General features: G+C 64.2%; 22 protein-coding genes and 1 tRNA gene. 9 read left to right on the forward strand and 14 right to left on the reverse strand.

What is annotated here, in order from left to right; genetic code table 11:
* Positions 1 to 7: 7 nt before the first annotated feature.
* The 3 genes from AC0L2X_RS07130 to AC0L2X_RS07140 all read right to left on the reverse strand — a co-directional run bounded on the left by AC0L2X_RS07130 (position 8) and on the right by AC0L2X_RS07140 (position 3,305).
* The gene (locus tag AC0L2X_RS07130) at positions 8 to 667 is read right to left on the reverse strand and encodes a L,D-transpeptidase (protein WP_352488778.1); all 660 of its coding nucleotides are present in this window, start codon (positions 665 to 667) and stop codon (positions 8 to 10) included.
* 188 nt (positions 668 to 855) lie between these two features.
* On the reverse strand, positions 856 to 1,143 hold the full coding sequence (locus AC0L2X_RS07135) for a hypothetical protein (protein ID WP_473558479.1): 288 nt from the start codon (positions 1,141 to 1,143) through the stop codon (positions 856 to 858).
* Between the two features lie 380 nt (positions 1,144 to 1,523).
* Positions 1,524 to 3,305 carry a chloride channel protein gene (locus AC0L2X_RS07140; protein WP_473558481.1) on the reverse strand — a complete coding sequence of 594 codons (1,782 nt, stop codon included), beginning with the start codon at positions 3,303 to 3,305 and terminating at the stop codon, positions 1,524 to 1,526.
* Positions 3,306 to 3,598: 293 nt separating this feature from the next.
* On the opposite strand from AC0L2X_RS07140, the gene AC0L2X_RS07145 reads away from it, so the two are divergent.
* Positions 3,599 to 3,883 carry an SCP2 sterol-binding domain-containing protein gene (locus AC0L2X_RS07145; protein ID WP_352448193.1) on the forward strand — a complete coding sequence of 95 codons (285 nt, stop codon included), beginning with the start codon at positions 3,599 to 3,601 and terminating at the stop codon, positions 3,881 to 3,883.
* Between the two features lie 53 nt (positions 3,884 to 3,936).
* Here the strand turns inward: AC0L2X_RS07145 and AC0L2X_RS07150 are convergent, their stop codons facing one another.
* Together AC0L2X_RS07150 and odc2 are read right to left on the reverse strand one after the other, a co-directional pair.
* The gene (locus AC0L2X_RS07150) at positions 3,937 to 4,539 is read right to left on the reverse strand and encodes a GNAT family N-acetyltransferase (protein WP_473558484.1); all 603 of its coding nucleotides are present in this window, start codon (positions 4,537 to 4,539) and stop codon (positions 3,937 to 3,939) included.
* A gap of 94 nt (positions 4,540 to 4,633) precedes the next feature.
* The gene (gene odc2 / locus AC0L2X_RS07155) at positions 4,634 to 5,767 is read right to left on the reverse strand and encodes an ornithine/lysine decarboxylase (RefSeq protein ID WP_473558485.1); all 1,134 of its coding nucleotides are present in this window, start codon (positions 5,765 to 5,767) and stop codon (positions 4,634 to 4,636) included.
* Positions 5,768 to 6,330: 563 nt separating this feature from the next.
* On the opposite strand from odc2, the gene AC0L2X_RS07160 reads away from it, so the two are divergent.
* The 4 genes from AC0L2X_RS07160 (at position 6,331) to AC0L2X_RS07175 (ending at position 10,352) form a co-directional block, all read left to right on the forward strand.
* On the forward strand, positions 6,331 to 7,530 hold the full coding sequence (locus tag AC0L2X_RS07160; protein ID WP_473599493.1) for an amidase: 1,200 nt from the start codon (positions 6,331 to 6,333) through the stop codon (positions 7,528 to 7,530).
* A gap of 1 nt (position 7,531) precedes the next feature.
* Positions 7,532 to 8,431, forward strand: a complete 900-nt coding sequence (locus AC0L2X_RS07165) for a LysR family transcriptional regulator (protein WP_352709214.1) — start codon at positions 7,532 to 7,534, stop codon at positions 8,429 to 8,431.
* 86 nt (positions 8,432 to 8,517) lie between these two features.
* Entirely contained in the window at positions 8,518 to 9,186 is a 669-nt protein-coding gene (locus tag AC0L2X_RS07170; RefSeq protein ID WP_352564924.1) for a DUF1007 family protein, read from the forward strand.
* Positions 9,183 to 10,352, forward strand: coding sequence for a nickel/cobalt transporter (locus AC0L2X_RS07175; protein WP_473599556.1), 1,170 nt, complete (start codon positions 9,183 to 9,185; stop codon positions 10,350 to 10,352). Before AC0L2X_RS07170 ends, AC0L2X_RS07175 begins: the two co-directional genes overlap by 4 nt.
* A gap of 25 nt (positions 10,353 to 10,377) precedes the next feature.
* On the opposite strand, the gene denD is transcribed toward AC0L2X_RS07175, so the two are convergent.
* The 4 genes from denD to AC0L2X_RS07195 form a co-directional block, all read right to left on the reverse strand.
* Positions 10,378 to 11,355, reverse strand: coding sequence for a D-erythronate dehydrogenase (gene denD / locus AC0L2X_RS07180; protein ID WP_473599494.1), 978 nt, complete (start codon positions 11,353 to 11,355; stop codon positions 10,378 to 10,380).
* Between the two features lies 1 nt (position 11,356).
* The gene (locus AC0L2X_RS07185; RefSeq protein WP_473558493.1) at positions 11,357 to 11,563 is read right to left on the reverse strand and encodes a hypothetical protein; all 207 of its coding nucleotides are present in this window, start codon (positions 11,561 to 11,563) and stop codon (positions 11,357 to 11,359) included.
* 62 nt (positions 11,564 to 11,625) lie between these two features.
* A complete protein-coding gene (locus AC0L2X_RS07190; protein WP_473558494.1) occupies positions 11,626 to 12,609 on the reverse strand; it encodes a cation diffusion facilitator family transporter in 984 nt (327 codons plus the stop codon).
* Positions 12,610 to 12,723: 114 nt separating this feature from the next.
* Positions 12,724 to 13,410 carry a GNAT family N-acetyltransferase gene (locus AC0L2X_RS07195; RefSeq protein WP_352465830.1) on the reverse strand — a complete coding sequence of 229 codons (687 nt, stop codon included), beginning with the start codon at positions 13,408 to 13,410 and terminating at the stop codon, positions 12,724 to 12,726.
* An 83-nt stretch (positions 13,411 to 13,493) separates the two neighbouring features.
* On the opposite strand from AC0L2X_RS07195, the gene AC0L2X_RS07200 reads away from it, so the two are divergent.
* Positions 13,494 to 14,678, forward strand: coding sequence for a pyridoxal phosphate-dependent aminotransferase (locus AC0L2X_RS07200; protein WP_352564916.1), 1,185 nt, complete (start codon positions 13,494 to 13,496; stop codon positions 14,676 to 14,678).
* A 22-nt stretch (positions 14,679 to 14,700) separates the two neighbouring features.
* Complete coding sequence (locus tag AC0L2X_RS07205; RefSeq protein WP_352564914.1) at positions 14,701 to 15,081, forward strand: YciI family protein; 381 nt, start codon at positions 14,701 to 14,703, stop codon at positions 15,079 to 15,081.
* Positions 15,082 to 15,104: 23 nt separating this feature from the next.
* On the opposite strand, the gene AC0L2X_RS07210 is transcribed toward AC0L2X_RS07205, so the two are convergent.
* On the reverse strand, positions 15,105 to 15,860 hold the full coding sequence (locus AC0L2X_RS07210) for an SDR family oxidoreductase (RefSeq protein ID WP_473599495.1): 756 nt from the start codon (positions 15,858 to 15,860) through the stop codon (positions 15,105 to 15,107).
* Positions 15,861 to 16,072: 212 nt separating this feature from the next.
* Positions 16,073 to 16,825, reverse strand: a complete 753-nt coding sequence (locus AC0L2X_RS07215) for a tellurite resistance TerB family protein (RefSeq protein ID WP_352564910.1) — start codon at positions 16,823 to 16,825, stop codon at positions 16,073 to 16,075.
* Positions 16,826 to 17,101: 276 nt separating this feature from the next.
* Here AC0L2X_RS07215 and AC0L2X_RS07220 point away from each other — a divergent pair, with 276 nt between their 5' ends.
* Complete coding sequence (locus AC0L2X_RS07220) at positions 17,102 to 17,461, forward strand: YybH family protein (RefSeq protein WP_352564908.1); 360 nt, start codon at positions 17,102 to 17,104, stop codon at positions 17,459 to 17,461.
* Between the two features lie 22 nt (positions 17,462 to 17,483).
* Here the strand turns inward: AC0L2X_RS07220 and trhO are convergent, their stop codons facing one another.
* Positions 17,484 to 18,404 carry an oxygen-dependent tRNA uridine(34) hydroxylase TrhO gene (gene trhO / locus AC0L2X_RS07225; RefSeq protein WP_473599496.1) on the reverse strand — a complete coding sequence of 307 codons (921 nt, stop codon included), beginning with the start codon at positions 18,402 to 18,404 and terminating at the stop codon, positions 17,484 to 17,486.
* 170 nt (positions 18,405 to 18,574) lie between these two features.
* On the opposite strand from trhO, the gene AC0L2X_RS07230 reads away from it, so the two are divergent.
* Entirely contained in the window at positions 18,575 to 19,213 is a 639-nt protein-coding gene (locus AC0L2X_RS07230; protein WP_352469543.1) for a 2-dehydro-3-deoxy-phosphogluconate aldolase, read from the forward strand.
* Positions 19,214 to 19,271: 58 nt separating this feature from the next.
* Here AC0L2X_RS07230 and AC0L2X_RS07235 read toward each other — a convergent pair.
* Both AC0L2X_RS07235 and mepK read right to left on the reverse strand, forming a co-directional pair.
* Positions 19,272 to 19,345 (reverse strand) — tRNA-Gln (locus AC0L2X_RS07235).
* A gap of 80 nt (positions 19,346 to 19,425) precedes the next feature.
* Positions 19,426 to 21,294 (reverse strand): peptidoglycan L,D-endopeptidase MepK, encoded by a 1,869-nt coding sequence (gene mepK, locus AC0L2X_RS07240; RefSeq protein WP_473599497.1) that lies wholly within the window; start codon positions 21,292 to 21,294, stop codon positions 19,426 to 19,428.
* Positions 21,295 to 21,502 lie beyond the last annotated feature (208 nt).

Raw genomic sequence — 21,502 nt, forward strand, 5'->3', positions numbered from 1 at the left:
GCGCCAATCATTCGACAGTGGTGGAAGCGGGCGCCTGGTCGGCGATGTGCGGCAGGACCTGCACCGCGGTGCCGATCGGACAGCGCTGGTAGAGGTCGATGATGTCTTCCGGGAACATGCGGATGCAGCCGCTGGAAGCGTCGGTGCCGATGCTCCATGGCTCCAGCGTGCCATGCAGGCGGTAGCCGGTGTCGGCGCCGTCGCGGTGCAGATAGAGCGCGCGCGGCCCGAGCGGATTGTTGAACGCGCCGCCTGCGATCATGTCCGGTAGCTCCGGCCTGCGCTTACGCATTTCGGGGGGCGGGACCCAGTCCGGCCACAGCGCGCGGCGGTCGATCGTCGCGCGGCCGTACCATTTGAAGCCTTCCTTGCCGACGCCGACGCCGTAACGGATGGCGGTCTTGTTTTCCATGATGACGTAGAGGAAGTGGTGACGGGTATCGACCACGACGGTGCCGACCGGCTCGCTGCTGAAATACTTGACGATCTGGCGATGCCATCGCTTGTCGATCTTGGCGAAGTTGGTCTTGCGATAGACAAAATTGTTGTCGCTGGCGGTACCGGCGAAAAAGGATTTTGCCGCCGCGGCTTGAGCAGTATTGCTGGTTGCACCCACCGCGACCAGCGCCAGGCCGCCGAGCACGACACCCCTGCGTGATAAAACCATCGGCAATATTCCCCCATGCCTAAAGCCTGACGGACCATAGTTGAGAATTATTTCGCCTCAAAGTGGAAAATGCTGCGTTGCTTCGGTCCGCCGGAAGCGGATCGTCTGCTTTTAAGGCGCTGCACCACGGCGGCGGCGAGCCGACACCGAAGGCGATCGACGACGGGCGCCAAGAGCCGTACCTGACCCTATGTTCCCTTCACGATTCTCGGTTTAGTCGGTCGGCGGGATTGAGCCGCGCTCTCGAGGCCCAAGGCCAACCGCTTCTCGTCTTCGATGGCGCGATCGACTGCCTCAATTTCCTCTTGGAGCACCTTCAGCTCGGCTCCGTAGCTGGAGCCGTCGCTGTCCCCGATCTGAAAGCCACTTGCCCGCATTGCATCACGAGTATGGTGCACGTTACGGACTCCTTCGCGTCGAGTCGCGACCAAGATTTCCCTGAACTCTCCAAGACGTTCAACGTGATTGCGAGCCATTGCGTTCTCCTATTTCCTCGTCATCGTCGCCGACGGCTGTTCAGAACGGCTAAAACTTACGGAGATACTCTCGACAAAGGATGAGTGCGGAAGCTCAAATTTGAACGTCTTGCAACACCTGAAGCGCGGCAGGCGGAAATTGGCTAGAACGCAACCGATCTCAGACCAGGTGCTAGACTCTTCGGCCGAGCGCGTCTGCGGCTCGGCGCGCTTGCTCGTCGGCTTGGTGGTCCATCGAGTTCCCTTTCTGGATCGCGAGGGTCCGTTCCGACCACAGAGCGACGCTGGTCTCAATATCCGAGATAGGCGCCAAGCAGCCACTCAGGTTTCGGTCTGCGAAGGTCAATGTCGGTCTCTCCAGACGTTGGCTCCCCCCTGTCCTACCCCTCGCCCGACAGATCGCGCCGCGCCTTGTCGAGTTCTTCGGCATAACGCCGCATCAGATGGCCTTCGGTCAGCAGCCCGACGACCTTGCGGTCGGTGAAATCCTCGACCACTGCCAATTCCTCGGCGCCGGCGCGCTGGAAGGTCTCGGCCGCCGACTCCACGTTCATGCTCGGCACCAGCACAGCATCCCTAAATTTGGCGAAGGACTTAACCGGCATCTCGTCATCCGACAAATGGCTGTGCAATTCGGCGACGATCAGCACGCCGGCATAATGCAGGTCGGCGTCGACCGCGATGACGCGCTGCGAGGCACCGAGCGGCACCTGCTTGCGGAATTCCGCAAGCGTCGTCGAGGCGTCGATGGTGCGGACATCCTTTCGCATCATCGAGCCGACCGTCAGGCTGCGCATCCAGCCGACATCATGGGCGCTGCGGATGGTTTCGCCGCGCAGGTGGAAGCGCCATGTCGAGAAGGAATAGCCGAACGTTTCGCGCACCAGGATCGCCGCCATCAGCGAGGCGGCCAGCACTACGCCGGTCAGCGTCAGGTCGCGGGTCGATTCCAGCGCCAGGAAGGTCATCGTCAGCGGGCCGCCGACGACGCCGACGGCGAGCGAGGTCATGCCGACGACGGCGGCGACGGCCGGGTCGATGCCGGTCGCCGGCGAGACGAACGCCATCGCGCCGGCAAACATCTTGCCGAGCAGCGCGCCGAGGAACAGCGAGGCAAAGAACAGGCCGCCGCGGAAGCCGGAGCCGAGCGAGATCGCCGAAGCCGCCAGCTTCAGCACGAACACGCTGGCCACCACGGCCAGCCCGTAATTCATCGCGAATTCGCGGTGCAGCGCACCATGGCCGCTGGACAGGACCTGCGGCGTGACCAGCCCCAGCAGCCCGACCATCACACCGCCGATGGCTGGGCGCAGCGAGGCGTCGATCGACAGCCGGGCAAAGACGCGCTCGATCAGGCTCACCAGATGCATGATGGCGATGGAAGCACTGCCGCCCAGAAGCCCGAGCAGCATGAACGGCAAATACTGGCTGACCGTCAGCGCCGGGAGGCCGGCGAGCTCCAGCGGAAACGGCACGCCGCCGAACACCTCGGCGGTCAGCGAGGCCGAGATCGCGGCGGCCATAACCGGCGCGACATTGGCGACCGAGTAGATGCCGATGACCAGCTCGAAACCGTAGAAGGCGCCGGTCAGCGGCGCGTCGAAGGCGGCGGCGATCGCGCCGGCGGCACCGCAGCCGACGAGGATGCGGACATCGTTGCGGCGCAGCCTGAACAAGCGCGCCAGCCGCGACGCCAGGCCCGAACCCACCTGCGTATAGCCGGCCTCGAGCCCGACCGAAGCGCCGAAGCCGCTCGAGATCATCGTCTGCCCGGCGATGATGAAGGTATCGGTCAGCGACATGCGGCCGCCATAAAGCGCGTTGGCTTCGATCGGATCGACCGGCGTGCGGAACTTCCGCTTTCTCAGCCAGATCACCGATAGCCCGAGCAGGATGCCGCCGATCGCCGGTATCAGCGCCTGCTCCGGCCTTTGCAGCGAAAACATCGCCGAAAGCCGACCGCCGGGCTGAACGCCGAACATAAGCCCATGCAGGACCTGCACCAGTCCGCTCATGCCGGTGACCAGCGCACCCGCCATCACCCCGACCACGCCGGCCAGAATGACGACGGCAATGCCGCGCGCCTCGAGCAGCGGGATCGATCTGATCAGCACCGCGCGCAGCCGGCGGGCGTAAACTTGCGGTTCGTTTCTGGAAAGCACCAGGGCGGCTCGCCGATATTCGTGCGGAGTGGAGCCTGATACGCCGGGTAACATCGCATGGCAACAATGGCGGCCGCCAAGCTGTCATGCCTGCGTGATGCTGCGGCGATAAAGCCCATCTTCAGCTAGGGGAACTGCGTTGACGTAAACGTCAACCCGAAGCTATATGCGCCGGCGGCCGTGGCTGTAAAAACCAGGCAAGCGGCTTCGGCCAGGTCGAAGCGCCCCAGATCGAAGCGCCCCAGGTCGAAGCGTCGAGGCGCGACAAACGCAACCAGACGAGGAGAACCGCCATGAGCGTTCAGGAGATTGCCGACAACATCAGGTCGCGCGTGGCGAGCGCCGGGTTCGATCGCTCGGTGAAATTCGACACCGGCAGCGACGGCGTTATCGTCATCGACGGTGCCGATGTCTCGACCACCGATGCGCCGGCCGATTGCACCATAAAGCTGTCACTCGACGATTTGGACTCGCTGATATCAGGCGATCTCAACCCGACCATGGCCTTCATGTCCGGCAAGATAAAGGTCGAAGGCGACATGAGTGTCGCCATGGCGCTCAGCCAGCTGATCGGCTGATCGCTTAAGGCGAGACAAGCCGCCGCGCGACGGCGGCGGCTTGATTCAAAGCGTCAGGCGGCGAGCGGCAGTCTCTGCGCCTTCAGCTTGCGCCCGGCCGCCTTCAGCGTGCCTTGCGCGCCGTCGAGCGCGCCGACAACCAGTTCCCGCGCCAGCAGGCGGTGCCGCTCGTAAGGCCCCGGCATGGCCAGCGAGCCGGTCTTTGCGGCCGAAAACCCGAAGCGCTCGTAATAGGGCGCGTCGCCGACCAGCAGAATCGCCGCATGGCCAAGCCTCTCGGCCTCAGTGACCGCATGGCGCATCAGCGCCGAGCCGATGCCGGCATTCTTGAGCGCCGGGTCGACCGCAAGCGGGCCGAGCAGCAGCGCTGCCTTGCCGCCCTCTCCCAGCACCACGTCCCACAGCCGCACGGTGCCGGCAACAGTGCCCGACGCATCGCGCGCGACAAAGGCCAGACCCTCCGAAGGCCGGCGGCCGCGCCGCAGCTTTTCCGACGACTTCTTCCGGCGCTTCGGCCCCATGGCGCGATCGAGCAAAGCTTCGCGAGCGCCAACGTCGGCGGCGGTTTCGGCAGTGATGACAAAAGCGCCGGCAATCTCCTCCCTCGAGGGGGAGATTCCTGCGGCGCCTTCAACAATGAGATCTACAACGTCCATTTCCGCGATCCTTCACGAGCGGATTGTTCCACAGGCGAGCCTGGGCGGGCGACAGGCGCCCACCTGGGATGATCTGATCGGTTCTTTCGAACCGTCAGATCACGTAGGATCGGAGAGGCTCGAAGCCGTTGAAGGCGACCGAGGCGTAGGTCGTCGTGTAGGCGCCGGTGCCCTCGATCAGCACCTCGTCGCCGATGGTCAGCGAAAGGGGCAGCGGGTACGGCGTCTTTTCGTACATCACGTCGGCCGAATCGCAGGTCGGGCCGGCGAGTACGCACGGCGCGGTCTCGGTGCCGTCATGCGCCGTGACGATCGGATAGCGGATCGCCTCGTCCATCGTCTCGGCGAGACCGCCGAACTTGCCGATGTCGAGGAACACCCAGCGCACATTGTCGTTGTCGGCCTTCTTCGAGATCAGCACGACCTCCGACTTGATGACGCCGGCATTGCCAACCATGCCGCGGCCCGGCTCGATGATCGTCTCGGGGATGGCGTTGCCGAAATGCTTCCTGAGCGCCGAGAAGATCGCCTGGCCATAGGCCTGCGCCACCGGCACATCCCTGAGATAGCGGGTCGGGAAGCCGCCGCCCATATTGACCATCTTCAGCACGATGCCTTCGTCGGCCAGCGTCGCGAACACCTTCTTGGCGTCGGCGAGCGCGCGGTCCCAGGCCGTCAGGTCGGTCTGCTGCGAGCCGACATGGAACGACACGCCATAGGCGTCGAGGCCGAGCGCCCTGGCATGGCGCAGCACGTCGACCGCCATCGCCGGCACACAGCCGAACTTGCGCGACAGCGGCCATTCGGCGCCCTCGCCGTCGGTCAGGACGCGGCAGAACACGCGGGCGCCGGGAGCGACGCGGGCGATCTTCTCGACCTCCTCGACGCAGTCCACCGCAAACAGCTTGATGCCGAGCTGGTAGGCGCGCTGGATGTCGCGCTCCTTCTTGATGGTGTTGCCGAAGGAGATGCGGTCCGCCGGCGCACCGGCGTCCATCGCCATCTCGACTTCGGCAACGGAAGCGGTGTCGAAGGACGAGCCCATCGCAGCAAGCAGGCGCAGGATTTCCGGTGCCGGGTTTGCTTTCACCGCATAGTAGATCTTTGAATCGGGAAGCGCCTTCTCGAAGGCGCGGAAATTGTCGCGCACGACGTCGAGGTCGACGACGAGGCACGGGCCGTTCGGACGTCGGGTGGCCAGAAAGTCAAGGATGCGCTGGGTAGCCATCGGGGTCTCTCCATCAGCGCCTTTCGGCGCGCACAAAGGCTTGCGGACGCGGGCTCTCGGCCTCGCGAACACGCGGTGGACAAAGGCGGGACGGAAATCCATGGAACCAGCCGGTGGAGACCCCGGAACCATGAAGCGCCGTCTCGCGGCGGTGAACCTTGGCCTTGCCCGGCCTCGGTTCGCTTTGTCTGCCTTGGCTTGGATGGGAGACCCGTCCGCACTGCCGGCAATGAAGGTGTGCCTCTTCAGTAACCCCGGTCTTTGGACGACCGGCAGAACACCAGAAAGGCCCGCACCGTCGTTGCTTCAAGGTGTCCTCGGTTGGCGGTTGGCCGCTAAACCGACTGGAGGGGTTGGCTCCAGTTACCTTACCGATTGCCCTCACCATTCGAGGATCGGCGGACACCCACAGGCACGTGCGACTTTGGGCAAGCGCGATATAAGATCGAAAGATTTCACAATCAATAAAAATCGTATGGCAGGTTGTAAAATTTGTGGCATCGAACAATGCTGCGGCAACCAGAAGAACAATGCTGCGGCAAGCACATCCGGATATCGAACGCATGACAGGCACTCGCGGCCCGCTGAACGCTTTTCTCGACCTTGATCAAACCCCTGTAGCCAATACGAAATCCGGCCCGCTTGCCGGCTTGCGGCTTGCCGTCAAGGACATCTTCGACGTCGCCGGCTACCGCACCGGTTGCGGCAATCCGCAGAAATACCGGGAGGCTTCGCCGGCCATGGCGACCGCGCCGGCCGTCCAGGCGCTGCTTGATTCGGGTGCGCGTTTCGTCGGCAAGACGCAGACCGACGAACTGGCGTTTTCCCTGCTGGGATTGAACGCGCATTTCCCGTCGCCGGTCAATCCGGCGGCACCCGATCGCGTCACCGGCGGTTCATCCTCGGGTTCTGCCGCGGCGGTTGCCGGCGGGCTTGCCGACATCGCCACCGGGTCCGACACCGGCGGCTCGATCCGTGCGCCGGCGAGCTTCTGCGGCCTGATCGGCCTCAGGACCACGCATGGCCGCATTCCGCTCGACGGAGCCATGCCGCTGGCGCCTTCGCTGGACACGTTCGGCTGGTTCGCCAAGGATATCGTCACCTACGAAAAGGTCGGCACGGTGCTGCTCGGCGACGATCCGCATTCCCACGAACTGAGACGCCCCGTCGCCCTCGCTGCGCTGGACGGCCTCGTGCTTGGCCCGCACGAGGCCGACGAATATCGCGCCATGCTCCGCAGCGCCGCTTCGGTGCTGGGCGCGCCGCGCAGCGTCGGCCCGCTGTCTCATTCCACCGACGATCTCTATTGGTGCTTCCGCAAGCTGCAGGGCTATGAAGCCTGGCAAAATCACGGCGCCTGGATCGCCGGCGGCGACCGCATGCTGGGACCCGGAGTCAAGGAGCGTTTCGAGCACGGCGCGACTATCCACGCGGCAACCGCGCAACGTGAAACGGAACGTCGCGTTTCGTTTCGCCGCGAGCTTGCCGGCCTGCTTGGCGAGGACGGCGTTCTTGTGCTTCCGACCGTTCCGGGTGCCGCGCCGCTCAAGGCGGCGTCATTCGACGATTTGCAGACCTATCGCGAGCGCGCGCTGAGACTGCTATGCCTTTCCGGCCTGTCCGGTTTTCCGCAAATCACGCTGCCGCTCGGCAAGACCGGCGGGGCGCCGTTCGGTCTTTCGCTGCTCGGCCCGAAGAACAGCGACCGGCAGTTGATTACACTCGCCGCCCGCATCCTTTCGGCCCACCAAGGAGGCGCATGACATGGATACGCTGACCCGCATGCGTGCCTTCATCGACGTGGTCGAGGCCGAAGGCTTTTCGGCGGCGGCGCGCAAGATCGGCCGCTCGAAGGCGCTGTTGTCGAAATATGTGCGCGAGCTGGAGGACGAACTCGGCGCGCTGCTGCTCAACCGCACCACCAGGCAGTTCTCCCTCACCGAGGCCGGCCACACCTATTACCGGCGCGCCTCGGAGATCGTGCGCGAGGTCGACAGCCTTGCCGATGCGGTGCGCGAATCCTCCGGCGACGTGCGCGGCAGGATCAAGCTGTCGGCGCCGCGCACCTTTGCCGACGCGCCGATCGGCCAGTCGCTGATCGATTTCGCCAAGCAGCATCCCGACATCGTGCTCGACATCCATCTCGACGACCGTTTCGTCGATCTGGTCGAGGAGGGTTTCGATCTCGCGGTGCGCATTTCGCGGCTGGAAAGTTCCTCGCTGATTGCCAGACGCCTGGCGCCGTTTTCGGTACGGCTTTGCGCGTCTCCCGAACTGATCGCCAAGCATGGCATGCCGGTCAGGCCGCAAGACCTTGCCCGCGTGCCTTGCATCATCGACACCAATGGCCGCTGGCTCACCAACTGGCCGTTCAAGGGCGACGGCGGCGATACGGTGAGCGTTTCGGTTTCCGGCCCGATCGAGGTCAACAGCCCGATGGCGGCAAGGGCCGCCGCCGTCGCGGGATTGGGGTTTTCCGTCCTGCCGGATTTCATCGCCGCGCCCGACATCGAAAGCGGCAAGCTGGTGACTGTGCTGGATGACCGCATCCTGCCCGGCGGCGGCATTTTTGCCGTCTATCCGCACCGGCGCTATCTGCCTGCAAAAGTTCGCGTTTTCGTCGACTTCCTGGTGCAGTGGTTCAAGACGCTGGACAACGCATGAGCGTTCAGCCGCGTTGCGGTCCCATTTTCGCCCGCTTTCTGGTAACTGTCGACAATTCACCGAAGCCGATTGAATCGCGACCGAGAATGCACCTGAAACGGCAAGCAATGATGCTGGCTTCGGCCTTGACCGCGACGTTTGCCGCCGTCGGACCGGCTGAGGTGCATCCCCACGTCTTCGCCGAGGCCCGTCTCGAAGTGGTCCTCGGCCCGGATCACCAAACTGTGAAGGCATTGCGCCATGTCTGGCGCTTCGATGATTTGTTTTCGAGCACGGTGATGATGGAGTTCGACAAGAATTCCGACCTGAAACTCGACGACAAGGAGCTGAAGGATGTCGCCGACACGGTCCATGCCTCGCTTGCCGAATTCAACTATTTCCAGCTCGTCACCGTCGACGGCAAGGACGTGGCAATGACCCCGCCGCCGCATCTGATGGCCAATTTCGACAATGACCAGTTGATCATCCTGTTTGAGTCCGAACCGAAGGTGCCGATCAAACTGAGCGGCAAGATAGATATCGGCGTCTACGACCCGACCTTCTACACCGCGATCGATTTCACCGAGGATGCCAATCTGCAGGTCGATGGCTTGCCGCCGACCTGCACCAGCAAGGTTGTCCGCCCGAACCCGGACGAGGCGATCGCCCAGAACCAGAAGACCCTGACCGAGGCCTTCTTCAACGATCCGACAGGCACCGACATGAGCAAGATCTTTGCCACCAAACTTGAACTGACCTGTCAGCCGGAAGGATAGATCCAGTGACCAAACCGTCCCTGCGTTTGGCATTCGGTCTTCTGGCCGTCGCCCTTGTGATGACGCACTTTCTCGGCTCCGCCCACGCCCAGAGCTCACTCGGCATCGGCACCAATGACGGCATGGCTCCAACCGCCACCGGCCCGTTCGCCCACATCCTGATGTGGATCAATCTGCGCCAGCAGGAATTCTATCATGCGCTTGCCGGCGCGATGAAGGCGATGCGCCAGGACGGCAGCAAGTTGTGGCTGCTCATCGGCCTGTCCTTTGCCTACGGCATTTTCCACGCCGCCGGCCCCGGTCACGGCAAGGCGGTGATCTCGTCCTACATGGTGGCCAATGAAGTGGCGCTCCGGCGCGGCATCATGTTGTCCTTCGTCTCGGCCCTGCTGCAGGCGCTGACCGCGATCGTGGTGATGCTGGTGGCCTATTTCGTGCTGCGCGGCACTGCTGTGTCGATGACAGACGCCGCATGGTTCCTCGAAATCATGAGCTATGTCTTCGTCACTCTGTTCGGCGCCTGGCTGCTGTGGCGCAAGGCCGGCCCGGCCATCCTTCGCCTGTTCGGGGCAAGCCCCGGCTACAGCCTCTCGGCTGCCCATGCCGGCCATTCACATGCCGGCCATTCACATTCCGCGCATACCCATTCCGCGCATGCCCATGCGGCACATTCCCACACGCTTCAGGCCCACGATTATCATGACCATGCGCATGACCATCACGATCACGGCGCCCACGACCACGCCCATGCCGCGCACGATCACCACAGCCATGCCGCGGGCGAGGTCTGCGAGACCTGCGGGCACTCGCATGCGCCCGACCCGGCGCTGCTTTCCGGCGATCGCTTCGATTGGCGCACGGCCTGGTCGGCGGTGGCTGCCGTCGGTATCCGCCCCTGTTCCGGCGCGCTGATCGTGCTGAGCTTTGCGTTGCTCAACGGCCTGTGGTTCGGCGGCATCCTGTCGGTGCTGGCCATGGCGCTCGGCACCGCAATCACCGTCTCGGCCCTGGCGACACTTGCAGTAACCGCGAAGAACTGGGCGGTGTATTTCGCCGGCGACGGCCGCATGGGCAACCGCATCCATTCCTTCGTCGAGATCGGCGGCGCCGCCTTCGTCTTCCTGTTCGGCCTGCTGCTGCTCTCGGCCAGCCTGACTGGCGCCTGACCTCGTTGCGTCCGATCAGGGCGCGTTAACTAGGGATCTTGCCACCCAACTCGTCCTCGATATGGACGCGGATGATTTCGTCGAAGCTCGTTTCGGCGGCGAAGCCAAGCTTCCTCGAGCGCCGCGCCTCGAAGCGTGTCGGCCAGCCCTTGACGATCGCCCAGATCGTCTCGTCGGGCTCCTCGCGGATCAGTTTCACCGCCTTGGCGCCGCCAACGCGTTCCAGCGCTTCGATCTGCTCGCCGACGCTGACGGCGACGCCCGGCATCGTCAGGTTGCGGCGCGGGCCAACGGCGCTGCCGTCGATCTGAGCCGCATGGATCAGGAAATTCACCGCCGAACGCGGGCTGGCGTGTGTGTGGACGACCGAGCGCGGCACCGGCAGGATCGCTTCATGGCCGCTCAGCGGCTCGCGGATGATACCGGAGAAGAAACCTGAGGCCGCCTTGTTCGGCTTTCCCGGCCTGACGCAGATGGTCGGCAGCCTTATGCCGATGCCGTCGAAGAAGCCACGCCTGGTATAGTCGGCAAGCAGCGCCTCGCCGATCAGCTTCTGCGTGCCGTAGGAGGTCAGCGGCGTCGGGTGGAACTCGTCCGGAATGATTTCGGGAAACGGCGCGCCGAACACGGCGATCGACGAGGTGAAGACGACGCGTGGCGTATAGGCGGCCAGCCGGACGGCATCGAACAGCGCCCTCGTGCCGTCGAGATTGACGCGGTAGCCGAGATCGAAATTGGCCTCCGCCTCACCTGACACCACCCCGGCGAGATGGAAGATCACGTCGGGCCGCGGCGCGACCAGATTTGCCGTCCCCCCCGGTGCCGCAAGGTCGCCGGTGTGGACGCTGATGTCGACGCCTTCGAGGGCGGGCGCCTGCGGCGGCACGATGTCGTGAAGGTCGAGCGCGGCAATCTTGCGGCCGCCGAGCGTCCCGTCCTTGGCCAGCCTGGCGATGAGCTTGCGGCCGACCATGCCTGCCGCGCCGGTAATCAGAATGCGCATGTCACTTTCCCTTTTTGCGCTGGCTGCGGCTACGCAGCCAGAACACGACGAAGATTGCCACCATGAAGATCGCGGCGACGACGCCGGCAAGCACCGTCGAGACCTTGCCGACAACCAGCATCACGGTTGGAAGATAATAGGCTGCGATGCCGAACAGCAGCAAAACCCAGGCGGCGCCGATCGCCGCATTGCGGGTGTCGCGGTCCATCACGTGACCCGAAGGTGGCAGGAGTTCATGTCGATCGTTGCCAATGCCAGGAACTCCCGAAGTCAGTGATAATGGCCGCGGTGCGGTGCCGTGTCATGCGCGTGCCCGTGCTCGTCATCATGCTCATGGCTGTCGGCACATCGGCCGAATTCCGGTTCGACCGTGGCATGGGCTATGCCATGCTCCGCCGCAAGCCGCTTCTTGATCGCGCTGACCGCCATATGCGCATCGACGCCGTCATCGAGGCAGGCATGCAATGTCGCCATGTTGCTGGAGCCGTCGAGCGACCAGACATGCATGTGATGCACCTCGCGCACGCCCTTCACCGAGCTTTCGATGTCCCTCGCGATCAGGTCGCGGTCGAGGCTTGCCGGCACGCCCTCGAGCAGGACGTGCGCTGCCTCGCGCATCAGCGACCAGGCCGTGGACAGGATCAGCAGCGAGACCAGGATCGACAGGATCGGGTCGATGGGCGTCCAGCCCGTCGCCAGGATCACCAGCGCAGCAATGATCGCCGCCGCCGAGCCGAGCAGGTCGCCGAGCACGTGCAGGATGGCACCGCGCATGTTCAGGCTGCCGCGGTCGCCGCCATGCAGCACGTAGAACGAGCCGAGATTGACCAGCAGGCCGGCGATCGCCACGACCAGCATCGGCCCGCCGAGCACCGGAACCGGCGCTTGCAAGCGGCCCAAAGCCTCGTAGACGATCCACAGCGCGATGACGAAGATGGCGATGCCGTTGGTGTAGGCGACCAGCGTCTTGACCCGGCCGAAGCCATAGGTGAGGCGCACGGTGGCCGGCCGGCTTGCAAGATGAAAGGCATACCAGGCAAGGCCGAGCGCGACGCAGTCGGCAAGCATATGGCCGGCATCCGCCAGCAGCGCCAGCGAGCCGGTGAAGATGGCGCCCAGCGTCTCCGCAACCATGAAGCCGGCGGTCAGGCAGGCAGCGATCAGCACGCGCTTCTTGTCGGTCGAGCCATGCACATGCCCGGCGCCGTGGCTGTGGCCGTGGCCTTGCGAAGCGTGGTCGTGGGTATGCGCCATCTATGAGCCCCTGCTAGAGCCTGATCCATCCCGGCGGAACCGGGATGGAAGCTCTATCTTCTTGTTTGACCATGATCTTATCCGAAAACCGGCGTCCACTTTTCGGGATCATGGTCAGGCGCCGAACTCGGCGCGAAAATCCTCGAGCCGCCGCCTCTGCTGGCCATCGCTGTCGAAATTAGCCGGATCCAGCCACGCCTCGTAGGCTCTGCGCAGATCAGGCCATTCCTTGTCGATGATCGAATACCACGCGGTATCGCGGTTTTCGCCCTTGACCACAAGATGCTGACGGAAAATGCCCTCGAACTTGAAGCCGAAACGTTCCGCGGCGCGCTTCGACGGCTCGTTGCGGTTATTGCATTTCCATTCGTAGCGGCGGTAGCCAAGCTCGTCGAAGACATACTTCATGAACAGGAACTGCGCTTCGGTCGCGGCCGGCTTGCGCGAGATCAGCGGGCCCCAATAGATGTTGCCGATCTCGATGACGCCGTAGGCGGCGTCGATGCGCATCAGCGTCTGGCGCCCGGCGACCTTGCCGCTGGCCTTGTCGATGACGGTAAAGAACAGCGGGTCATCGCTGGCTTCGGCCTTGTCCAGCCATGGCTGGAAGTCGGTGCGGGTCTGGGGCGGGTAGTCGAACAGCCAGGCGAAGCGATCGCCGGCATCGGCCACCGACGAGGCCTCGAACAGGCCGTCGCCGTGCTTTTCGGCGTTGAGCGGCTCCAGCCTGACAGTGCGGCCCTCCAGCACCTTGCGTTCGGGCCGCGGGCGCGGTTGCCAATTCTTGAGATTTTCCGACACCGAAAACTCCAATCCGTTTGACTTTTGCGGGCGGACGCTCACAAAAACGCACGCTCGCTGAAAGAACCACACGGACGGGAAAAATGCTCCACACGATTTCGGCCTTCGATCGCCTCGGCGAGGAAAATGCGTTCGCGGTGCTCGCGCGGGCGACATCATTGGCCCACCAGGGCCGCGATATCGTCAATCTCGGCATCGGCCAGCCCGACTTCAAGACGCCGCAGCATATCGTCGAGGCTGCGATCAAGGCGCTGCGCGACGGCCATCATGGCTACACGCCGGCCAATGGCCTGCTGGCGACGCGAGAAGCGGTGGTACGCCGCACGCTGGCCACCACCGGCGTCGAAATCTCGCCGGAAGCGGTGATGATCCTGCCCGGCGGCAAGCCGACCATGTTCGCGGCCATCCTGATGTTCGGCGAGCCGGGTGCCGAAATTCTCTATCCCGACCCCGGCTTTCCGATCTACCGCTCGATGATCGAGTTCACCGGTGCTGCCCCCATCCCGGTGCCGATGCGCGAGGAGAACGGCTTCGCCTTTTCCGCCGAGGAGACACTGGCGCTGATCACCCCGAAGACCAGGCTGCTGATCCTCAACTCGCCCGCCAATCCGACCGGCGGCGTCACCCCCCGCGACGAGATCGAAAAGCTGGTCAGGGGGCTGCAAGCGCACCCGGACGTCGCCATCCTCTCCGACGAGATCTACGATGTGATGACCTATGACGGCGAGACGCATTGCTCGCTGCTCGCCTTCCCCGAAATCCGTGACCGGCTGATCGTCCTCAACGGCTGGTCGAAGACCTGGGCGATGACCGGCTGGCGCATGGGCTGGTCGATCTGGCCGAACGGCGACAAGGGCGCGCATCTCTACGACAAGGTGCGCAAGCTGGCGGTCAATTGCTGGTCCTGCGTCAACGCACCGAGCCAGTATGCCGGCATAGCTGCCATCGACGGCCCGCAGGACGACGTCGACAGGATGATGCGCGCTTTCGACCGCCGCAGAAAGGTCGTGGTCGAAGGGCTGAATGCCTTGCCTGGCGTTTCCTGCATCACGCCGAAAGGCGCTTTCTATGCTTTCCCCAATGTTTCCAAAACCGGCTGGAAGGCCAAGAAGCTCGCCTCGGCGCTGCTCGAGGATGCCGGCGTGGCGCTGATCGGCGGCCCCGATTTCGGCATTCTCGGCGAAGGCTATGTCAGGCTGTCCTACGCCAATTCCGAGGAGAACATCCTGCGCGCGCTGGAGCGGATCGAGGCGTTCCTGGCCAAGTGAGGACGACGAAAGGAGACGCCATATGTTCTATGCCATTCTTGCCTATCACGAGGAAGAAGCGATTACGGCACTGACGCCTGAGCAGGATGCGGCGCTGATGACCGATCTTCTCCAGATCAACGATCGGCTCTACCGGCAAGGCACCCTTGGGCCGGCGGCCCGGCTCGGCGGGACACAAGACGCCTGTACCTTGCGCGGGCCAGGCACCGGAATGGTTATCGACGGCCCCTTCGCCGAGACCAAGGAACAATTGCTGGGGCTCTATGTCGTCGACTGCGCCAACCGTGACGCCGCCATCGACATTGCGCGCGATCTTCGCCGCGTCAATCCGACCGCGGTCTACGAAATCCGTCCGATTTCGCTCTATCTTCCCGGCGTGCCGCTTCCGGTCACGCGGCCCTGATTTAGGACCCGGTTGAGACTAGCTTAGCCTCGCCCGACAAACGGCATCTTCGTCGCCATCACGGTCATGAACAGCACGTTGGCGTCGAGCGGCAGACTGGCCATATGGAGGACGGCATCGGCGACGCGCTCGACATCCATCACCGCTTCGGCGGCAATGGTGCCGTTGGCCTGCGGCACGCCGACCGTCATCGCTTGCGCCATGTCGGTCAGCGCGTTGCCGATGTCGATCTGGCCGCAAGCAATGTCGAAGGGCCTGCCGTCCAGCGCCAGCGTCTTGGTCAGCCCGGTGACGGCGTGCTTGGTCGCCGTATAGGGCACCGAGCCCGGCCGTGGCGCATAGGCCGATACCGAGCCGTTATTGATGATGCGGCCGCCCATCGGCTGCTGCCTGCGCATGGCGCCGAAGGCGGCGCGAGCACACAGGAACGAGCCGGTGAGATTGACCCCGACGATTTCGTTCCACACTTCGACCGGGATGTCGTCGATCAATGTCGATTTGTAGCTCGTGCCGGCATTGTTGAAGAGCAGGTCGACGCGCCCGAAAGCCGCAGCCACCGTCTCGAACAGATCGTCGACCTGATCGGCCTTGCTGATGTCGCAAGCGAAAGCCAATGCCTTGGCCTGCGTCGGCCCGGCCGCGGCGATCGCCTCGTCCAGCACCGGCTTGCGGCGGCCGCAGAAGACCGTGTTCCAGCCGGCCTTGAGCAGCGCCGTGGCGACGCTTTTGCCGATGCCCGTGCCGGCGCCGGTGACGATGGCGGTTTTATAGTCGGTCATGGCTGTACTCCCTGAAAGGAATGAGCCATCGCAAATGACGGGAACCATGGCAAGCCGGCCCAAAGCCTGTGCTCACAAAAAGGGCGGCCATTGGCGACCGCCCCTGATCCGAACCGGGCTTGGGAGGAGAAACGCCGATCCGACTGTCTAAAATCATGCGCTTTCTCGATTAACGAGAAGCTAACGTCGGACGGCTATGTCGCAGTCCGCTTCTACCAGCGCGAATTGACGGCCGGCTTGGCTGCCTCGCCCGTGGCTGCTGCCGGCACCTTCGCCGCCGTCACCGTCGCCTCGACATGGTCGACCAGCGCATCCGGCAGGCCGAGACGGCCGGCAAGCAGGTCGAGATAGCCGCGTTCGGCCCGCGTGTCCGGATCGATGGCAAGACGCGAGGCGGTGTAGAGTTCCAGCTTTTGCGCATCGGTCTTGGCCCCGGCGATCAGCACGTCCAGATCGAGCGGCGCCTCCAGTTCCGCCATCAGGAATTTCTCCGCTTCGGCGCCGACGCCGGCGAGGCTGAGCTTGCCGGCGATCTTCTGCCGCTCTTCGTCATCGACGTGACCGTCGGCCTTCGCCGCCGAGATCATCGCCCTGACCAGCGTCAGCGTGAATTCGTCTTCGCCTTGCGGCGCTTGTGACGGATGGAAGGCGGTATCGGCCGGCGGCGGCAGCAATTCCGGTTCGCCGGCAGCTTGCGTCTCGGCCGGCGCGTTGCCGTTCTTGTAGTTCTGGTAAGCCTTGTAGGCGAGGCCGCCGATCGCAGCCAACCCGCCAAGCTTCACCGCAGCACCAGTGACCTGGCGGCCTGGGCCGGTTCCGAGCAGCACCGCGGCCAGCGCACCGGCGGCAAGCGGATTGTCCTTGGCCATCTGCACCGCCTGTCCGGCCTTGTCGCGGACTGTCGATCCGGTGCCGGGAACTTGCGAGCCGAGCAGATCGTCGAGGAGCTTCTTGGGATCGAACATCTATGCCTCCAGAATTGGCCCGGCCGAAGGTGCCCGGGCAGGTTTGCACGTCGAAGACCTAGGTCCCGCAGTTTGACATTACAATGACGGGGTGCATCCTTTTGCCCGCTGCCACGCATGACTTCGCACCGACATCTGCTGGGATTTCACGCGAAATCAAAGTGCTGCAGCCTCCTTCCGCGCCCAAAAAACACGCGAGGCTGTGGACATTGGATGGGTCGAAACCGCCCTCGACTTCGACTAATGTCGCGGCATGTCGTTTGAGAGGAGCCTGGCATGAGCGATGAGACAGACCGCCAGCCGGCACGCGATCCCCAGGAGCTGGAGCGCCTGCTGATTTCACGGCAATGGGTCGGAGACATTGACGGCATGGCGGCGCTTTTTGAGCCGCACGCAGTCATCGACAGCGGTGGCGGACAGCTGACGTTCGGCCGCGAAGCCATCCGGGCGCTGTTCGCGGAGATCACCGCAACCGGCCGAAAATTTCTGTCCGGAGATCAGCGTCCGGCCGTCATCAATGGCGACCTGGCGCTCACCTCGACCCAGCTTCCCGACGGCACGATCACCACCGAGGTCGCACGCCTGCAGAACGACGGGACATGGCTGTGGGTCATCGATCGCTTCTCTGTTGCTTAACGTGAAGTTGCTTGACGTGAAGCTAACTTCCGATGTGGCGATCGCCGCGTGCTTGCGCCAGCTCGACCTGTCGCTGGCGCTCGGCATAGCGGGCGCGATCTTCATCCGAGCGGGCTTCGAAGCAATGCGGGCATGAAACGCCAGTAGCATATTTCGGCGACAGCCGGTCTTCTGCCGCCAGCGGATGCCGGCAGGCGCGGCAGAGTTCGGCCTCGCCTTCGAGCAGCCCCTGCGACACCGAAACGCGCTCGTCGAAGACGAAGCATTCGCCTTGCCACAGGCTCTGTTCGGCGGGCACGTCCTCGAGATATTTCAGAATGCCGCCCTTGAGGTGGAACACATCCTCGAAGCCGAGCGACTTCACATAGGCCGTCGCCTTCTCGCAGCGTATGCCGCCGGTGCAGAACATCGCGACCTTGCGCCCCTCGAGCTCATGCCGATGCTGCTCGACCCAGGCCGGGAATTCGCGGAAGCTGGTGGTGGCGGGATCGACAGCGCCCTTGAAGGTGCCGAGCGACACCTCGTAGGCGTTGCGCGTGTCGATGAAGATGGTGTCTGTATCCGAGATCAGTGCGTTCCAGTCGGCCGGCGCAACATAGGTGCCTGCACCTGCCGCCGGATCGATATTGTCCACGCCCATGGTGACGATCTCGCGCTTCAACCGCACCTTCATGCGGTGGAACGGCATCGTTGCGGCGTTGCTGTATTTGATCTCGAGGCTGGCGAGACCGTCGATGGATTCGAGATGATCGACGAGCGCGGCGATTGCCGCTTCACTGCCGGCGACCGTGCCGTTGATGCCCTCACGCGCCAACAGCAGCGTGCCCTTGATGCCGCGTGCGCAGCAGAAGGCGGCGAGCGGCGCGCGCAGCGCCTCGAAGGTGTCGAGCCGGGCGAAGCGGTAAAGCGCGGCAACGCGGAAGGCTTGGCTGGGCAGTGTCATCACCAAGCCACTAAACGCTCACGACAGCCGGATCAAGGCAGAGCCGGGAGCGGTCTGACCGCGGGTGCGTTTCGAACACCACGCGTGACATCGCGACACGCCGTGTTTCGTGGACAGAAAAACCGCCTTCTGCTAACCGGTCGACTTGATCAACAGAGGAGAGACGACGAATGCCCAGCACGACCGAAAAGCTCCTGTCGCTCCTCAACGGCCAGCCGGTCATACCGGTGCTGAAGATCGCCAATCCCGCCGATGCGGTGCCGCTGGCCCGGGCGCTGGCCCGTGGCGGCCTGCCGGCGATCGAAATCACGCTGCGCACCGCCGACGCGCTGGAGGCGATCCGCCGGGTGGCAGGCGAAGTCGAAGACGCCGTCGTCGGCGCCGGCACCATCCTGGACGCCCGCCAGTTCGGCGAGGCGGCGGCCGCCGGTTCGAAGTTCATCGTCAGCCCCGGCATCACGCGCGAGCTTCTCGCGGCAGCCAAGGACAGCGATGTGCCGTTGCTGCCCGGCGCCATCACGCCGGGCGAGGTCATGGCCGCCCGCGAAGCCGGCCTGCGCTTTCTGAAATTCTTCCCGGCCGAACAGTCGGGCGGCATCGCCTCGCTCAAGGCTTTCGCCTCGCCGCTTGCCGACGTGAAATTCTGCCCGACCGGCGGTATCACCGGCAAGAATGCCGCCGACTATCTCAGCCTGCCCAACGTCATCTGCGTCGGCGGTTCCTGGGTGGCGCCGGACGATCTGGTCAAGGCCGGCAAATGGGACGAGATCGAAGCCTTGGCGCGCGCCGCAAGCAAGCTCGGGCGCTAGCACCTTCCACATGAAAAGCCGCTGCCGATCTGGCCTGCTGCCGATCTGGTTCGCCGGCTGGTTCCCGCTCATGGGCTCGAACCACGATTCACGCCTTCAAAGGGCGCTGTCCTACCATTAGACGAAGCGGGAGAATGCCGACCAGTGGTTAGCATCCCGGGATGAAGGAAGCCAGTGCCGGCGGTGGAGGCCGCGCGGGGTACCAGCGCAGCCTACTCGGTCTTGAAGCGGGCCACCGACATGAACTTGACGGCTTTGCCGGTGAACCGGTTGGCGTCGGCCATTTCGTTGCCCGGCTGGAAGCCCACCGTATAGACCTCGCTCGGTGCCGTACGGACGAAGTCGTAGGCGTAGCGCGGCGCCGTTGTCGCATCTGAAACGGTTGCGACATACTCACCGCTGTGCAGCGCCCAGCGGGCGGCCTGCGGCGCTGCGGCGACCACCACCGGCTTGGGGCCGGGCTTCAGGTCGCGGGCGGTGGCCCTGGGTTCCTTGCGTGTGGTCTTCACGCCTGCACCGATGACGGCAGCCGGATCGGAGCCTGCCGGGCGGGCAACGATGGCCTCGCGCGGCGATGCCCCGTCGCTCGATGCGCCGTCGTCGTTCGCCGGTTCCTCGAACACCGATGCTTGCTCGGAAAGCGACGCGACCTTGTATTCGTCGGTCGCGCTGACCCGTTCCAGAACGGCCTTGACCTCGTCGGGCTGCGAACTGTCTGGCCGCGCCGACGGCAATACGGAGAATGCGTCGGTGGCGGTGTTGCTTCGCTCGGCCGCACTCGCCAGCGCCAGCAACACTTGCTTGTCCTGCGGTGCAAGACCCGCCTGCGAAAGATCGGCCGGCAGCGAATGATCGGGCCGCCAGCTCGGCACCGGAATGGTGTTGGCCGCGACCTGCACCGGGCCGGCCGCGGCAGACGGGTCTGCCACGCCGAACGGAACACTTGCGGGCGCCACGCTTGCTGGCGCCACGCTTGCCGACGCTTGCGCGGTCGCCACCGCCTGTTCGGTCGATCCAGCCGCATCCGCCACGCCGAACGGAACGTTTTCAGGCGGCTGGGCGCCGACGTCCGTCTTCGGGCGCGGAGCAAAATCCGGCAGCGGAATGCTGCGCGCCGGCAATGCCGCGATGATCGTCTCCGGCGTGTCATTCTCCGGTTCTGGCGCAGGCGCCGGAGCATCGGCGACTTCCGGAATCTCGGCGCGCTTGGCATCCTGAGGCGCCACGATGGCAATGCCAGGCAGGTTGCGGCTCTTGGCGGACGGCGCCGGCTTCACGTTACGGGGCTTTGGCGCTGGCTCGGCCATCGCCACATCGGCGCTGTCGTCCGCCTCGTCGTCGCCGCCGCCGAAGAAGGCTGCCAGGAACCCGCGGGATTTTTTTGCACCGCCGCTTGCGCTGGCCAGTTCGATGGCCGGCGCGCCGGCGCCCTTGCGGGCCTTATAGGAGGCGAGCGCCTGTTGATAACCAGGCAGCGGCTTGCCGTCGCTCGGTACATGCAGCGTCTTGCCGCTGGGGAACACGCGCGCCAGTTCCTGGCGGCTGATGCCGGGCCAGTGGCGCACATTGCCGACATCCATATGCACGAAGGGCGAGCCGGAGCTGGGATAGTAGCCGACGCCGCCGCCCTGCATCCTGAGGCCGATGTCGCGCAGCTTCTTCAGCGGCACGCCGGGAATGTAGAAATCCATCGCCCTGCCGAGCATGTGCTGGCTCTTCTCGGCGACGCCCCTGCTGCGGCTGCGCAGCATCGAATTCGTGGCCGGCGAACGATAGCCGCAGACGACCTGAATGTAATCGGTGGCGCCGCTCTCCCGATACGCCTCCCAGACCAAGTCCAGCAGGCGCGGATCCATCTTGGTCGGCTCGTTGCGACGCCAGTCGCGCAGGATGATGTTGATCTTTCGCAAGCCCGCCTGGTCGTAGCGGCCATTGCGCTTGTAGACGATCTCCGCCTTTTCATGCGTGTGGAGATGATAGAGCTTCAGCGAACGTGTCTCGGCACTGGCGCCGGTTGCCGCCGCTGCAAGGAACCCGGCGGCAACAATCACCGCTGCCAGCCATCTCGGCCAGACGCTCATGTGATAATGCCGCCCGTTTTTGTGTCGTTCGATTCTGTTCAAATCAAAAGGCCTTGCAGGCTGCCGTTTTGTCCCCGGATTTGACCAAACGGATGCGTGGTGTATGCATCCGAATATCGATCCTAATGGTTAATCATCGCTTATTGAAGCCGAAATGCGGTAACACGGTGGCGATATCCCGCCAAAAATATTGCGCAGGATATCTTGG

The sequence above is a fragment of the Mesorhizobium sp. WSM4828 genome (genome assembly GCF_055811175.1).